This is a genomic window from Vibrio sp. HS-50-1 (assembly GCF_024747315.1).
GTDB classification, from domain to species: Bacteria; Pseudomonadota; Gammaproteobacteria; order Enterobacterales; family Vibrionaceae; genus Vibrio; species Vibrio diabolicus.
Genome location: NZ_JAMPZF010000019.1, coordinates 104,135 through 120,238, shown reverse-complemented (window position 1 = coordinate 120,238; position 16,104 = coordinate 104,135). Strand labels below are relative to the sequence as shown.

The 16,104-nt window shown below is 45.9% G+C and carries 13 protein-coding genes; 9 read left to right on the top strand and 4 right to left on the bottom strand.

Annotated features, from left to right (window positions below; genetic code table 11):
* Window positions 1–358: 358 nt before the first annotated feature.
* From NDJ01_RS09160 to NDJ01_RS09150, 3 genes are all read right to left on the bottom strand, one after another.
* Window positions 359–1,405, bottom strand: coding sequence for an MJ1255/VC2487 family glycosyltransferase (locus tag NDJ01_RS09160; RefSeq protein WP_258586604.1), 1,047 nt, complete (start codon window positions 1,403–1,405; stop codon window positions 359–361).
* Between the two features lie 3 nt (window positions 1,406–1,408).
* Window positions 1,409–1,957, bottom strand: a complete 549-nt coding sequence (locus NDJ01_RS09155) for a phosphatase PAP2 family protein (protein WP_005392260.1) — start codon at window positions 1,955–1,957, stop codon at window positions 1,409–1,411.
* Window positions 1,958–2,109: 152 nt separating this feature from the next.
* Entirely contained in the window at window positions 2,110–2,907 is a 798-nt protein-coding gene (locus NDJ01_RS09150; RefSeq protein WP_258586603.1) for an SH3 domain-containing protein, read from the bottom strand.
* Between the two features lie 514 nt (window positions 2,908–3,421).
* Here NDJ01_RS09150 and leuA point away from each other — a divergent pair.
* The 5 genes from leuA (at window position 3,422) to NDJ01_RS09125 (ending at window position 9,386) form a co-directional block, all read left to right on the top strand.
* Entirely contained in the window at window positions 3,422–4,969 is a 1,548-nt protein-coding gene (leuA, locus tag NDJ01_RS09145) for a 2-isopropylmalate synthase (RefSeq protein WP_258586602.1), read from the top strand.
* A gap of 82 nt (window positions 4,970–5,051) precedes the next feature.
* On the top strand, window positions 5,052–6,143 hold the full coding sequence (gene leuB / locus NDJ01_RS09140; RefSeq protein ID WP_006742732.1) for a 3-isopropylmalate dehydrogenase: 1,092 nt from the start codon (window positions 5,052–5,054) through the stop codon (window positions 6,141–6,143).
* A 110-nt stretch (window positions 6,144–6,253) separates the two neighbouring features.
* Window positions 6,254–7,654: a 3-isopropylmalate dehydratase large subunit gene (gene leuC / locus NDJ01_RS09135; protein ID WP_039841408.1), complete on the top strand. Its 1,401-nt coding sequence runs from the start codon at window positions 6,254–6,256 to the stop codon at window positions 7,652–7,654.
* Between the two features lie 11 nt (window positions 7,655–7,665).
* The gene (leuD, locus tag NDJ01_RS09130; RefSeq protein WP_005383071.1) at window positions 7,666–8,268 is read left to right on the top strand and encodes a 3-isopropylmalate dehydratase small subunit; all 603 of its coding nucleotides are present in this window, start codon (window positions 7,666–7,668) and stop codon (window positions 8,266–8,268) included.
* Window positions 8,269–8,603: 335 nt separating this feature from the next.
* Window positions 8,604–9,386 carry a DUF547 domain-containing protein gene (locus tag NDJ01_RS09125; protein ID WP_248381536.1) on the top strand — a complete coding sequence of 261 codons (783 nt, stop codon included), beginning with the start codon at window positions 8,604–8,606 and terminating at the stop codon, window positions 9,384–9,386.
* A gap of 100 nt (window positions 9,387–9,486) precedes the next feature.
* Here the strand turns inward: NDJ01_RS09125 and djlA are convergent, their stop codons facing one another.
* Entirely contained in the window at window positions 9,487–10,341 is an 855-nt protein-coding gene (djlA, locus tag NDJ01_RS09120) for a co-chaperone DjlA (protein WP_005383076.1), read from the bottom strand.
* A gap of 266 nt (window positions 10,342–10,607) precedes the next feature.
* Between djlA and lptD the strand changes: the two genes are divergently transcribed.
* Genes lptD through rsmA form a run of 4 tightly spaced genes read left to right on the top strand, consistent with a single transcriptional unit; the run spans window position 10,608 to window position 16,091 of the window.
* Window positions 10,608–12,953, top strand: a complete 2,346-nt coding sequence (gene lptD / locus NDJ01_RS09115) for an LPS assembly protein LptD (protein ID WP_006742729.1) — start codon at window positions 10,608–10,610, stop codon at window positions 12,951–12,953.
* A gap of 60 nt (window positions 12,954–13,013) precedes the next feature.
* On the top strand, window positions 13,014–14,297 hold the full coding sequence (gene surA / locus NDJ01_RS09110; RefSeq protein WP_258586601.1) for a peptidylprolyl isomerase SurA: 1,284 nt from the start codon (window positions 13,014–13,016) through the stop codon (window positions 14,295–14,297).
* A complete protein-coding gene (pdxA, locus tag NDJ01_RS09105; protein WP_258586600.1) occupies window positions 14,287–15,285 on the top strand; it encodes a 4-hydroxythreonine-4-phosphate dehydrogenase PdxA in 999 nt (332 codons plus the stop codon). Before surA ends, pdxA begins: the two co-directional genes overlap by 11 nt.
* Entirely contained in the window at window positions 15,282–16,091 is an 810-nt protein-coding gene (rsmA, locus tag NDJ01_RS09100; RefSeq protein ID WP_005379669.1) for a 16S rRNA (adenine(1518)-N(6)/adenine(1519)-N(6))-dimethyltransferase RsmA, read from the top strand. The genes pdxA and rsmA overlap by 4 nt, the downstream gene beginning before the upstream one ends.
* Window positions 16,092–16,104: the final 13 nt, after the last annotated feature.

Here is a 16,104-nt window from a genome sequence, read left to right as displayed (position 1 = left end):
GATATTTAATCAGTAAATTTTAGCCGATTAGGTATTTAACCCTTAAATAACAACAGCTTGATAAAAACATAAAAAACTATAAAACACGTAAAAGCGCATTCTTTGAGGAAGTATTTAGCAAATTGATGAGACGGATGGTCACCACACGAATGCATTTATCCTAGTTATTAGTCGAGAACAAACCAACAGATGACGACTATATCTCTGAGTAAAATTTGCACTTATCAGTCAAATTATCAGCAAATACACATTGAATAGAAATGAAAGAGAAAGAATAAAAATGCAGCCTTCTAGATTGAAAGGCTGCAACAAAATCGTGTCAAAAATAGGAAGGAACAATGTACTTAGAACAACGTACTTAAATGTTCGACACGTAACTTGGGAAATCAACTTGCTCCCACAACTGTTTGGATAACTCCGCTTGTGAATCCCACGCGCCTTGTAATACCCAATGAACAATGGCCTGAGCAACGTCTGGATATTTCACACTTTCGGCTTGCTGCTCCTTTAGCCACTGGCGTACTGCGGAAATGTCTAAGCTCTCCATCGACATCGCAAGTCCTAAGTCTTCTAAGGTCGCGACATTGCTTTGTTGCTCAAACTGACCTGCGAGTGGCTTAAGCAATAATTTTTTCCCTAAAGACAGAGCTTCCGAAGGGAGCTCGAATCCACCATTGGCAATGACACCACTACACCGATGCAAATGATGCTGAAAGTTGCTGTGGCATAAAGGGCGTAATTCTATGTTTTCCACTTGCTCACATTCGATCACATCGGGGTGATAACAGATGAACGCTTGCTGGTTAAAATGGAACAGTAAATCCGAGATGTCTTCAATGGATTCGAACGGTAGATACACCAAAACAAAATCATCATTTTCTGCTTGGCTATCGACGGTATGTACAATTGGCGGCAACAAAGGTTGATCAAAATGATGCCAATGCAAACCAAGGTGGTGTTGAGAAGGCGCAAAGTATTCAATGACGGATTTGTCTAACCAACTCGCTCCCTTTAACGGCACTGGATAACGGAAAGCATTTTGATGACTGATACCAATCGACGGCTTATTTTGTTGTTTTGCCGCCCATGCCGTAACAGGCTCGAAATCATTGAGCACGAGATCATAGGACGACAAATCAAGCTGTTTAACTTCTTTGCAAAATTGCACTAAATTGTTACTCAATGCTGTTTTCGCATAGTTCACTGAACCTTTTTCAGTGATAAAGGTGAAGCCTCGGCGAGTCTGATAATCGCCAAACGCTTCCATTGAAAAGTACTTTTCAGGCGCTCGTCCAGAAAACAAAAAATCGACCTCAATATCGTGCTCTTTAAACGCATGACTCATCGCCCTCGCACGCGCAATATGTCCGTTTCCTGTCCCTTGAACACCGTATAAGATTTTCATCAATTAGCCTCCCAGCATCGCAATCGCTAACCCACCACAAAGGCTACCTAGCAGTGCACCAATGATGACATCGGTAAAAAAGTGCACCCCCAATAAGATTCGCGCAGTTCCGATTAAACTTGCCCAAAAGAATGCAGCAATACCTAAACTCGGATAAAAGTGCTCAATCAACGTCGCCATCACGAACGCTGCGGCGGTATGCCCTGAAGGAAGGCTATAGCGATCTGATGGGGTAATAAAAGCAGGAAGGAGTGCACTGAGTTCTTCAGGGCGACGACGCTTAAAACTGTTTTTCAGCGTCCAATAAATTGGCAACTCGATTGCAAAAGCAAGTAAACCCGCCAGTAAAAACCAGACTCCCTGCTCTTTATCTAAATACCAAGCTAATAAACCTAACACCAAGTACAGATGTCCGTCACCACTGTGGGAGACTCCTTTACTGATGTTGGCAACTTGCTGATTAAAACGGTGCTTAAGACAAACACTAGAGAGCGCTAAATCAAACTTAGCAATGGTTGCAATTGGCTGTGTAATTGTCTCTATGGTTCGCATGTGGCCTTTCCTTACTTTGACAACGCCGTTGTGTGAAAAGTAGGAGGTTTAGGTGACAACTGCATGACGGGAGTTTGGACAATTAATGACAAATGCCAAATTAGGGAGTGCCCAATGATCTATCTATTGAGCACAATCATAGGAGAGAACGCTTAAGAAGGGTTTGCTTGCTGCGGTTGAGGCGTATCGATGTACCAGACCTTTCTCTTCTTACGACAGGCGCGCAAAGAGCCCATCGTCATGTCGCCATCTTTTGTCAGCTCGTAGCTAAGGAAGCGGCAAGTGTAATTTCCTGACAGTTCATGCTCGATGCCCGTTTGCTCAGTTGTGCTCGAAGCAGACTCTAAAAGAGGATTAGGCTGTGTAGAAAGAATGTCACGATTTACCACATTGCTGCGCGCATAATCCTTATGGACGTAACCTTTTATCACGCCTTTCTGTTCAACGAGAAACCAAGGTTGGTCCACCACTTTTGCCAACACATTAAAAACTTCCCCTTTCGATAACACGCCAAGCTTTTCTCCTTCTAGGCTCGGCTTGGATCGCAGGTTTAATGTGGTCTTAGAGCGATATGAGACATCCATAAACTCAACTGGGTTTGAGGTATCCACACCGTCAGCTGTTGGTCGGAAGACTTCCGCTTGTTGTTTCTCACTAGGTTGCACTCGGATCTTCCACCACGAATAAGTTTCCGGATCTTTGCCTTTAAATTTATCTCGACTGTCCGACTCAAGAGCAACGAGCATTTGATTCAAAAACGATTCACGTCCCTCGTAGCTCAAGAATCGATCCATTTGATCATTAATCACCATGACACTCTGAGAGTGATCATTAATAACAACAGGGGAAATCTCTGCCATATAGGTTTGAGATTGAAACAGCTGACAACCCGATAAGCTGACCAGAGTAAATACTGCGGCTGAACGTCCAAATTGTTTTGCTAACCTCATTATTCCTTAACCCTTCTTTTTACCTAGTGCAACTGCACTACTATAAATGGTCATTCAAAACTTTTACCAAACAATTCGGGCCTTTGTGTGACAAGTCGCAATCCCAATGTTTGTTTTGGTAATGAAACGTTGCAAACTTGATGAGAACTTGCCTCTTCTAGCACGTTTCTATCGCATCATGCCGTTTCACTTAGTGCATCATTTTTCTCAAGCAAACGAAAAGACTCATCCGATATGAATAAAAAATCGACTTTAGGGTTGACGCGCTTCATGGAGTGCGGTACTAATTTGTTAACTTAATTATGTGGAAAGTTTAACAACTATGTCAGCTCATTTTTCTATTCTGCTTAGCCTCCTCCTGATCGTGACCAGTTCGCGCGGGTAGGCTGTGGAAGAAAAATAACCACACCAATTTCTAAGAACCCGCATGAGAATGCGGGTTTTTTTATATCTAAATACTGGAAGTAAACGATTAACTTGCACGTAAAGTGCAGAAATCAGGAAGGAAGCAAACATGAACAATCAGGTCATTATATTCGACACCACATTGCGTGATGGCGAGCAAGCGTTGTCAGCAAGCTTGACGGTTAAAGAAAAACTGCAAATTGCCTATGCGCTGGAAAGACTCGGCGTTGATGTTATCGAAGCTGGCTTCCCAATCTCTTCACCTGGTGATTTCGAGTCGGTACAAACCATTGCAAAAAACATCAAAAACAGTCGAGTTTGTGCCCTTTCGCGTGCCGTTGCGAAAGATATTGATGCCGCAGCTGAAGCATTAAAAGTGGCCGACCAATTCCGTATTCACACGTTTTTAGCCACTTCCACCATTCACGTAGAAGACAAACTACGCCGCAGCTACGACGATGTACTAGAAATGGCAGTCAACGCCGTTAAACATGCGCGTAACTACACCGATGATGTCGAGTTTTCTTGTGAAGATGCAGGTCGTACTCCTATCGACAACCTATGTCGCATGGTAGAAGCTGCCATCAATGCAGGTGCGAGCACAATCAACATTCCAGATACCGTTGGCTACACAGTACCAAGCGAGTTTGGTGGCATTATTCAAACCCTTTTCAACCGCGTTCCAAACATTGATAAAGCGATCATCTCCGTTCACTGTCACGACGACTTGGGGATGTCAGTTGCCAACTCTATTGCCGCCGTTCAAGCCGGCGCGCGTCAGATAGAAGGCACCATCAATGGCATTGGTGAGCGAGCGGGAAACTGTTCACTTGAAGAGATCGCAATGATCATCAAGACGCGTCAAGAGTTCTTGGGCGTCCACACTGGCATTAAACATGATGAAATTCACCGCACCAGTAAATTGGTGAGCCAGTTATGCAACATGCCAATTCAGAGCAACAAAGCGATTGTGGGCGCGAATGCCTTTAGCCACTCTTCAGGTATCCACCAGGATGGCATGTTAAAGAATAAGAATACCTACGAAATCATGACCCCTGAGTCGATTGGCCTTAAAAACCAAGCACTAAACTTAACCAGCCGTAGTGGTCGCGCAGCCGTGAAGAGCCACATGGACACCATGGGATACAACGAGGACGAGTACAACCTAGACGCTCTATACGCGGACTTCTTGAAACTTGCCGACCGCAAAGGCCAAGTGTTCGATTACGATCTAGAAGCCCTAATGCACTTCTCGAACCTGCGTGAAGAAGATGACTTCTACAAGCTGAACTACCTAAGCGTGCAATCGGGCAGCGTAATGGCCACCACCAGCATCAAAATGCAATGTGGCGATGAAGAAATGTGTGAAGCGGCAGTCGGTAATGGCCCAGTTGATGCGCTATACCAATGTATCTACCGCGTGACAGGCTACGACATCGTACTGGATAAATTCGACCTAACCGCGAAAGGCGAAGGTGAAGATGGTTTGGGTCAAGCTGACATCATTGCCAACTACAAAGGTCGTAAATACCACGGCACGGGCGTTTCTACCGATATCGTTGAAGCTTCCGGTCAAGCACTATTGCACGTTATTAATAGCATCCACCGTGCAGACAAAATCGAAGAAATGAAGCAGAAAAAGATTGCGACTGTGTAATAACAACTGGGCTGCATGGCTCAGGAAAGAACACGCTCGTTGAAATAATTAAGCTCAAAATTAGAAAACTTAAAGGATTAACATGACAGACAAATCATACAAAATTGCCGTCCTACCCGGTGACGGCATCGGCCCGGAAGTAATGGCGCAAGCACACAAAGTATTGGATGCTATCGAAAAGAAGCATGGTATTGCGTTTGAGCGTGACGAGCATGATGTAGGCGGCATCGCGATCGACAATCATGGCAGCCCACTTCCAGAAAGCACCGTAAAAGCGTGTGAAGAGTCTGATGCAGTACTATTTGGCTCGGTTGGCGGCCCGAAGTGGGAGCACTTGCCACCCAACGACCAACCAGAACGTGGCGCCCTACTACCACTACGTAAACACTTCCAACTGTTTTGTAACCTACGCCCAGCGCAAATCCACGCAGGTCTGGAAGCCTTCTCACCACTACGTGCAGACATTTCAGGCCGTGGCTTTGATATCGTCGTGGTCCGTGAACTGACAGGCGGGATCTATTTCGGTCAACCAAAAGGCCGTGAAGGCGAAGGCGCGACAGAAAAAGCGTTTGATACTGAGGTGTACCACCGCTTTGAGATCGAACGTATTGCAAAAATCGCCTTTGAGTCTGCTCGTCTACGTCGCAAGAAAGTTTGCTCAATCGACAAAGCGAACGTTCTACAAAGTTCAATCCTATGGCGTGAAGTGGTCGAAGAAATCGCGAAAGATTACCCAGATGTCGAGCTGTCACACATGTACATTGATAACGCAACCATGCAGCTTATCAAAGACCCAGCACAGTTCGACGTAATGCTATGTTCAAACATCTTCGGCGACATCATTTCTGATGAGTGCGCGATGATCACTGGCTCTATGGGTATGCTGCCTTCAGCAAGCCTTAACGAAAGTAAGTTCGGTCTGTACGAGCCAGCAGGCGGCAGTGCACCAGATATCGCAGGTAAGAACATCGCTAACCCAGTGGCGCAAATCCTATCTGCGGCACTGATGTTACGTTATAGCCTTGGCGAAGAAGCCGCAGCACAAGACATCGAAGCAGCGGTGTCGAAAGCACTTTCAGCTGGCGAGCTAACAGGCGACCTTGCAGGCAACAACCCGGCACTTACAACATCAGAGATGGGCGATAAGATCGCTGAGTACATCTTAAACTCGTAATACAGAACAGATTCATAATAAATACTAAATCCTCTATCCACCAATGACTTACCTCTAAGTCATTGGTGCTAAAATAAAGCAACAAGGATGACGAGGAAAGGAAGCAAACAATGGGCAAAACACTATACGAAAAAGTCTACGACGCACACGTTGCCGTCGCAGCAGAAGGGGAAAACCCTATCTTGTACATCGACCGTCACTTGGTACATGAAGTGACGTCTCCACAAGCATTTGACGGCTTGCGTGAAAAAGGTCGTAAAGTGCGTCAGGTCAGCAAAACTTTTGCCACTATGGACCACAACGTTTCGACCACCACCAAAGACATCAACGCATCCGGTGAGATGGCTCGTATCCAGATGGAAACGCTATCGAAAAACTGTGAAGAGTTTGGCGTTACGCTTTATGACATTAACCACAAATACCAAGGTATTGTGCACGTCATGGGCCCAGAGCTTGGTATTACCCTACCGGGCATGACGATTGTTTGTGGTGACTCGCACACTGCTACACACGGTGCATTTGGCTCGCTAGCATTTGGTATTGGTACCTCTGAAGTTGAGCACGTATTAGCAACTCAAACGCTAAAACAAGCGCGTGCTAAAACGATGAAGATCGAAGTGAAAGGCAAAGTGGCTCCGGGCATCACGGCGAAAGACATTGTGCTAGCGATCATCGGTGAAACCACAGCTGCTGGCGGAACAGGCTACGTAGTTGAATTCTGTGGTGAAGCGATCACTGACCTTTCAATGGAAGGTCGCATGACCGTATGTAATATGGCGATTGAGTTAGGTGCAAAAGCCGGTTTGATTGCGCCAGATGAAACCACGTTCGAATACATCAAAGGCCGTAAATTCTCACCTCAAGGTGCCGACTTTGATGCAGCAGTAGAATACTGGAAGACATTAAAAACGGACGATGATGCTCAGTTTGATGCGGTCGTGACACTAAACGCAGCAGACATTAAACCACAAGTCACTTGGGGTACTAACCCAGGCCAAGTGATCGCGGTAGATCAACCTATCCCAGCACCAGAAAGTTTTGCCGACCCAGTAGAAAAAGCATCGGCAGAAAAAGCTCTGGCTTACATGGGTCTAGAGGCAGGCAAGTCATTGTCTGATTACAACGTCGATAAAGTCTTCGTTGGCTCTTGTACTAACTCACGTATCGAAGACATGCGCGCAGCGGCGGAAGTCGCGAAAGGTCGCAAAGTCGCGTCTCACGTTCAAGCGCTTATCGTTCCTGGCTCTGAGCAAGTAAAAGCGCAAGCGGAAGCAGAAGGCCTAGATGTCATCTTTAAAGAAGCGGGCTTTGAGTGGCGCCTACCAGGTTGCTCGATGTGTCTAGCAATGAACAATGACCGTTTGGGTCCACATGAACGTTGTGCATCTACTTCAAACCGTAACTTCGAAGGCCGCCAAGGTCGTGATGGCCGTACCCACCTAGTGAGCCCTGCGATGGCAGCGGCGGCAGCAATTGCTGGTCACTTTGTTGATATTCGTGAGTTAGATTAAGGAGAGAACAGATGTCAGGTTTTAAACAACACACAGGCTTAGTTGTTCCTCTAGATGCAGCGAACGTTGATACTGATGCCATCATTCCAAAGCAGTTCCTACAAAAGGTCTCCCGCCTAGGGTTTGGTAAGCACCTATTCCATGACTGGCGCTTCCTAGACGATGCTGGCGAACAACCGAACCCAGAGTTCGTGATGAACGCTCCGCGCTACCAAGGCGCTTCTATCTTGCTAGCGCGTGAAAACTTCGGCTGTGGCTCATCTCGTGAGCACGCACCGTGGGCACTAGCGGATTACGGCATCAAAGCGATGATCGCACCAAGCTTTGCCGATATTTTTTACGGCAACTCGATCAACAACCAAATGGTACCAGTTCGCTTGACTGAGCAAGAAGTGGATGAGATCTTCCAGTTTGTTGAGGCGAATGAAGGTGCAGAAGTCGAGGTCGACCTAGAAGCGAATGTCGTTCGTGCCAACGGCAAAGAGTATGGTTTTGAAATTGATTCGTTCCGTCGTCACTGCTTGCTAAACGGTTTAGACAACATTGGTCTAACCCTTCAACATGAAGATAAGATTGCCGAGTACGAAGCGAATATCCCGAGCTTCTTGCGTTAAGACGCATTAGTAAATATACAAATCAAGGGCTGGCAATTGTCGGCCCTTTTAATATTTTATGCAGCCATTCTCATATAGCTTTGCTTGCGGAATACCGAACGCCTCTGTTGAAATTCGTCATCCTGAACAGCGACGCAGGAGCGTGATTCAGGATCTACTGCCAGAATGTACTGTGCAGATTCATACCTTCTTTACGCAAGCGTTTGTGGGTATTAGATTCCTGCTGTCGCTTATGCTCCTCGGAATAACGGAGAATAAAGGCAACTGATTACTGAAAGAAAACAAGCACTCAACAGGTCTACACTATCAACAATATTTCATTCAAAGGTATCTCTATGAAGCGTCTGTTATTGCTATTGTGTGCTCTAGTTTCTTTCTCGGCGTTCGCTGCTCCTAAATCTGATTTATGGCCGTATTGGCAACAATCGAATCAGGCCAACCAAACCCAAATTTCTCATCAGGAATGGCAACAACTGTTAGACAATTACTTGGTTGAACAAGGTGAGAATACTTTGTTTCGTTATAGCCAAGTGACCTCTGTCGATAAAACTAAGCTGAAACAATACATCCAGCGTTTGGCAAAACTAGACCCTCTACAATACAGCCAAGCAGAGCAATACGCCTATTGGGTGAACCTTTACAACGCCATCACGGTTGATCTTATTTTGGATAACTATCCCGTCGAATCCATCACCAAGCTGGGTGGCTTATTTAGCTTTGGTCCTTGGGGAGATGATGTGGTCGTGGTCAACGGCAAGGATCTGACTTTAAACGATATTGAACATCGAATTTTGCGTCCAATTTGGAATGATCCAAGAACGCATTACGCCGTAAATTGTGCAAGCTTGGGATGCCCTAACCTACAAGCTCAAGCATTCACTGCCGAAAACACTGAAGCCTTACTTGAAAGTGCTGCCAAAGCGTTTATCAACAGCAGCAAAGGCGTATCTATCCAAGGAAACACGGCACAGCTGTCTTCCATTTATGATTGGTTTGCAGCGGACTTTGGTGGAGAAAAACAAGTCTTTAACCACATCGCGAAGTACGCGCCACAGTACAAAGACTTCTCTGGAAAAGTGAAGTACGAATACGATTGGAGTTTGAATCAAGCTGACTAATTTATCGTCACCGTTCAGCTTGCAACGCTTTTGGTCACCCGTAACCCAAAAGCTAAAAAGGGCACCAAGTGCCCTTTTTATTTTCTAGATTTTGACAAAATCACTTAAAGCCTTTGACCTTTTTAATCAGATCGTAAGCGTTTTGAATCTCTTGAGATTTTTCTTTCGCTACGTTCATCATCTCTGGTGGTAGGCCTTTAGCCATCAATTTGTCTGGGTGATGCTCGTTCATCAGTTTACGATAAGCACGCTTGACGGTTTTACTGTCGGCATCTGAAGACACATCCAGAATTTTGTACGCGTCAGCCAGTTGATCCGCTTGTGAAGCTTGTTGCCAGCTACCACCAGAAGATTGGCCTTGATGCTGACCATGAAAACCACCCTGGCTTTGGAAACGGAATGCGGCTTCTTGCATTTGCAAGCGACGCTCTAGCTGCTCAGAAGAGAAACCCAAACCACGTGCTATTTTGTGTAACACATTTCGTTCACTAGGATGAATCGAGCCGTCAGCAAAGGCCGCCGAGATTTGTAGTTCAAGGAAAAATTGCAACAAGTCAAAACGGCCTGCTGTCGAAATTTTCACACGAACAAGAACGTCTTCTAACGGAAAGTCACTGTCTTTACCTTCACGAAACGCATCTTGCGCAGCGCGGCGCTGTTCGCCATGCAAATTCATGCGGTCCATCATTGCAGAAGCAAGTTGGATTTCCTCTTTGGTGACTTGGCCTTTCGCTTTTGCCACATGTCCCATTACCGCAAACGCCGCTTTAAAAAATTCTTCTTGGCGCTGAGCTTGGCTCGGCCCTTTTCCAAAGCCGCCAGTAGAGAACCCGGCTTGACTCAAGCGACGTGCTTTATCGAATTGATGGCCAATAAATAAGCCAAAGAGTAAACCTAGCGGCCCGCCAAGTAACAAGCCAAAAAAGGCACCCAGAATTTTGCCAAAAATATGCATTATGTGTTCTCTATCAATGAATTTTTATCGACGACGGCGGTCTTATAGTGCCGGATGCAACGATTTCCTTTATGATAATGGAATTAGTTTTATTTCGGCTAGGCCATTTCGCCTGCTTATCTTTGCAGCTATTTTGTCGTCATTATGCCACAGTGAATCAATACGCTGGGATAAATGCGACTATAGTTGATTCATTTGGCTATTACGCTAGGGTACAACAAGCCCTATAGCCATCGAGTAGTAGTGACACAGGAAAGTTCAATTCAATGCAACATTTCTCCCGCACATGTTTAGCGGCCTCTATCAGCACCGCCTTGTTTGTACCCACCACTCAAGCTGAAGCGAATATCCATGATAGTGTGCAGGAAATGCCCGCCACAGATCAATGTTTGGTCGATACCAGTGGCGAGGAGGACGCTCTTAATACCCCAGTAGTGGTAGAAGCTGACACCCTGCAAGCCATCAATGGTGACAAAGCTCAGTACTCAGGTAATGTACAAGTCACCCAAGGCCAGAAGAAAATCACCGCAGATAGCGTAACGCTGCACCAACAAGATAACGTCGTGGTTGCCGAAGGCAACGTGACTTTCAATGACGGCCAAGTCAAAGCTCGATCTGATCGTGTTACTAATGACATCAACCAAGACACGTTTTCACTGGAGAACACCGATTATCAGTTCCTTTGCCAACAAGGTCGAGGCACAGCAGCATACATCGCGCGTACAGGTCAGTCGGTTTATGAACTCGAAGATGGTTCTATTACATCATGTCCTCAAGGCGACAATTCATGGCGTTTAGTGGCATCAGGTATTGACGTTGACCAAGATGAAGAGACGGCGACGCTGCACCATCCTCGATTTGAAGTGTTAGACGTTCCTGTTTTCTATGTGCCGTATCTAACCATGCCAATTGGAGATACGCGTAAAACGGGTTTCCTCTTCCCTTCTTTATCTTATGGTTCTAGCGATGGTATGGAAGTCGAGGTGCCATTCTATTGGAACATCGCACCTCAATATGACATGACGCTCACCACGCTCTACATGCAGCAGCGCGGAACAAAACTCGATACTGATTTCCGCTACCTAACGGATGGTTGGGGGAATGGTGAAATCAAAGGCGAATACCTCAATAGCGATCGCAAATATCAAGACGAGTCTCGTTGGGGCTACCAAGTTAAACACGACGGTATTATCAATAAACAGTGGATAGTCAAAGTCGATTACTCAAAAGTGAGTGATATTGATTACTTCCTCGATCTCGACTCCGATATTGGTAACCGTGAAGATGGTCAACTGGTTCAAGAAGGACAAGTACAATATCGTTCTGATTTCTGGGATGCCTCGTTAACCGTTCGCGACTTCCAAATCTTATTGAAAGAAGAGAACCGCCCTTATCGCCTGCTTCCTCAGTTAGACTTGAACTACTACACGCCATTGTGGGGAGATTACCTCAACTTTGACGTGAAGAGCCAAGTGAGCCGCTTCGATACGAGCGATGCTGCGCGACCAAATGCGACCCGTGTTCATATTGAACCAGGGCTTACATTGCCGCTTTCAAATTCATGGGCAACGTGGACAACGGAAGCTCGCGTGCTTTCCACGTACTACTCTCAAGACTTAACGGGTCTGACAGATGTAAATTTGCAAAACCAGTTAGATGACGAAGTGTCTCGTGTTATCCCCGAGTTCCGTACACATGCGCAACTTTACTTAGAGCGAGACACGAGTTGGATCAAGGGCTACACACAAACACTGGAACCTCAGCTGCAGTACTTGTACGTACCTGAAGAAGATCAAACCAATATCTACAACTACGATACCACCTTGCTACAAACCGACTACTACGGGCTATTCCGCAGTCGTAAGTACAGTGGCATTGATAAAATCGCCTCTGCGAACCAGTTAAGCTACGGTGCGAGTACTCGCTTCTTTGATGATGACTATAAAGAGCGTCTTAACGTTTCATTTGGTCAGATTTACTACTTCGATAAAAAGACCAAACTGAGCAACAGCCCAAATCTTCCGGATGAGACCACCAACTATTCATCATGGGCGATTGAAGCTGATTTCAACTACAACGATTACTTGTTCTATCACGGTGGAATTCAATACGATATCGATTTGAGCTCCATGCAGTTGGCGAACAGTACCTTAGAGTACCAATTTAACGGTGGCTTTATTCAGGGTAACTATCGTTACGTCACGCGTGAATACATCGAAGATACGATCATTCTCGAAAACCTAGACACAATTACTCGTAAAGGCATTTCACAAGCAGGTATTGTTGCGGCCTACGAGTTCAACCCGAACTGGTCTGCAAGTGGTCAATACTACTACGACCTAAATGAAAATGCGGACCTAGAATGGCTAGCGAGCCTGCGTTACCAGTCTGACTGTTGGTACATTGGTGTGACTTACGCCAACCAATTGCTTGGTTGGGAAAACCAAACTATCGGCAGCACTGGCGCATCACCTGAATACGAAAATAACTTTAGCGTTAACTTCGGTATTCAAGGCTTTGCGACCAATCAGCGTGAAGACACTGCAGTCAAAGAACTGGATGGTTCTGACAACGCGATTAAGTACGGCCGCCCATTCTATCTGAACAATTAATCGAAATAGGCGTCTTAAATGAATAAGACGCCTATTCAAAAAATACTGACGGAATTTTAAATGAAAATTTGGAAATCAATCTTATTCACGACCCTACTCTCTTGCGGAGCGGTTGCAGCACCAGTAGAGATCGATAAGGTTGCGGTCATCGTGAACGACGGTGTAATTCTACAAAGCGACATCGAAACAGCGATGAAAACGCTGCAAGCCAACGCACGTCAAAGCGGAAAGAGCTTACCTTCAGCTAGCGTGTTAAAAGAACAAGTTGTTGAAAAGCTGATTATTGACACGTTGCAAGGCCAAGAAGCAGACCGTATCGGTGTGCGTATTGACGATAACCGCTTAAACCAAGCGATTGCGGAGATCGCACGTAATAATGAACAATCTGTAGAACAACTCGCCGCTTCTGTAGAAAGTGAAGGCTTGAGTTACCCAGAATTCCGCGAACAAATCCGTAAGGAAATCGCCGCTTCAGAAGCCCGTAATGCACTGGTTCGTCGCCGTATTAATATCCTTCCAGCAGAAGTCGACAGCCTTGCTGAGCAACTATCACAAGAAACCAATGCGACCGTTCAATACAAAATTGGACACATTCAACTGCGCTTCTCTGACGGCAAAGAAAAATCTGCTGTAGAAGCTGAAGCAAAAGCGCTGGCGAAAAAGCTGAATGAAGGTGCAGACTTTACGGAGATGGCCTACACCTACTCAAAAGGTCCTAAAGCTTTACAAGGTGGCGACTGGGGCTGGATGCGTAAAGAAGAGATGCCAACTATCTTTGCTGATCAGATCAAAATGCAAAACAAAGGCAGCATCATTGGTCCATTTCGCAGTGGCATCGGTTTCCACATCCTAAAAATTGAAGATGTAAAAGGCCTAGAAACGGTTGCGGTAACGGAAGTAAATGCGCGTCATATTTTGATTAAACCAACCGTGATTCTGAGCGATGAAGGGGCGAAGAAGCAACTGAATGAGTTTGCACGCCGCATCAAAGCTGGCGAAGCCACTTTCGCTCAACTGGCAACACAATACAGCCAAGACCCTGGTTCGGCAGCGCAAGACGGTGAGCTAGGTTATCAAACGCCAGATCTGTACGTGCCAGAATTTAAACACCAAGTAGAAACTCTGCCTGTTGGCTCAATCAGCGAACCGTTCAAAACCGTTCACGGCTGGCATATCGTTGAAGTGTTGGATCGTCGCCAAGTTGACCGCACTGACTCAGCGATGAAGAACAAGGCTTACCGTATTCTATTTAACCGTAAATTTAATGAAGAAGCGGGCGCATGGATGCAAGAGCTACGCGCAAGTGCGTTTGTTGAAATCGTGGATGACAACAATGACAACTAATACAATTCGTAGAATTGTCGTAACCGCAGGGGAACCTGCGGGTATCGGCCCAGACTTAGTGCTTGCCTTATCGAAGGAAGATTGGGCACACCAAATTGTCGTCTGCGCCGATAAAAATATGCTGATGGACAGAGCCAAGCAGCTTGGCATTGAAGTCCAACTGTCTGATTACAATCCAGAAGAAACGCCTAAAGCACAAAAAGCAGGCTCGCTTATTGTTGATCATATCCAAATATCGGAACCTGCGGTCGCAGGCGAGCTCAACGAAGCGAATGGTCACTATGTACTAAAAACGCTAGAAAGAGCCGCTTTAGGCTGTATGAATGATGAATTTGATGCTATTGTCACCGGCCCTGTTCATAAGGGGGTGATTAATCGCGCAGGTGTTGCATTCAGTGGTCATACTGAGTTTTTCGCCGAGAAGTCAAAAACGCCGCTAGTCGTCATGATGCTAGCAACGGAAGGGCTACGCGTGGCGCTAGTCACAACACATATTCCTTTAGCGTATGTGTCCAAAGCGGTCACCGAAGAGCGGTTAGAAAAAATCATCGATATTCTTCATAAAGACCTTGTAGAAAAGTTTGCTATCGCACAACCAAACATCTACGTTTGCGGGCTTAACCCTCATGCTGGCGAAGATGGCTGCTTAGGTCGTGAAGAGATCGAAACCATCACTCCGACACTGGAAAAGATTCGACAAGAAAAAGGTATCAACCTGATCGGCCCTTTGCCGGCAGATACCATTTTCAATGAAAAATATTTAAATGATGCTGATGCTGTTTTAGGCATGTACCACGACCAAGTGTTGCCAGTATTAAAATACAAAGGCTTTGGTCGTTCAGTAAACATTACTCTTGGTCTACCTTTTATTAGAACATCGGTGGATCACGGTACTGCATTAGATCTGGCAGGGACAGGTCAAGCGGATACAGGGAGTTTCCGAACAGCGCTCACGCATGCGATAGATTTGGTAGAGAAGAAACAATGAGAAATGATGTCCATTTAGGACACAAAGCGCGTAAACGTTTTGGTCAAAACTTCCTGAACGATCCATACATTATTGATGGAATCGTATCAGCGATTAACCCAAAACCAGGTCAAAACCTGGTTGAAATCGGTCCTGGTCTTGGTGCAATCACTGAGCCGGTAGGTCGTGAAGTGGATAAGTTCACAGTTATCGAATTAGACCGCGATCTGGCGGAACGCCTACGTACTCACCCTGAACTGGCGGATAAGTTGACCATCCATGAGGGTGACGCTATGCGTTTTGACTTCACTCAATTAGTGAAGCCAAACAACAAGCTACGCATTTTCGGTAACTTGCCGTACAACATCTCTACACCATTGATGTTCCACCTTTTTGAATTCCATAAAGACATTCAAGACATGCACTTTATGCTGCAAAAAGAAGTGGTAAACCGCTTAGCTGCCGGTCCTGGCAGCAAAGCTTACGGCCGTTTAACGGTAATGGCTCAGTACTACTGTAAAGTGGTACCAGTACTGGAAGTGCCGCCAACGGCATTCGTTCCACCACCGAAAGTGGACTCTGCTGTCGTTCGTCTAGTGCCATACGAAGAGCTACCATGCCCTGCGAAAGATCTGCGTTTGCTGGATCGCGTTTGTCGTGAAGGCTTTAACCAACGTCGCAAAACAGTTCGTAACTGCTACAAATCGTTGTTAAGCACAGAAGTACTAGAAGAGCTAGGTGTTAATCCAAGCATGCGTCCAGAGAACCTGACGCTAGAACAATTCGTCGCGATGGCGAACTGGCTTGCGGATAACCCGCAGCACTAAGAACTCAAACGAT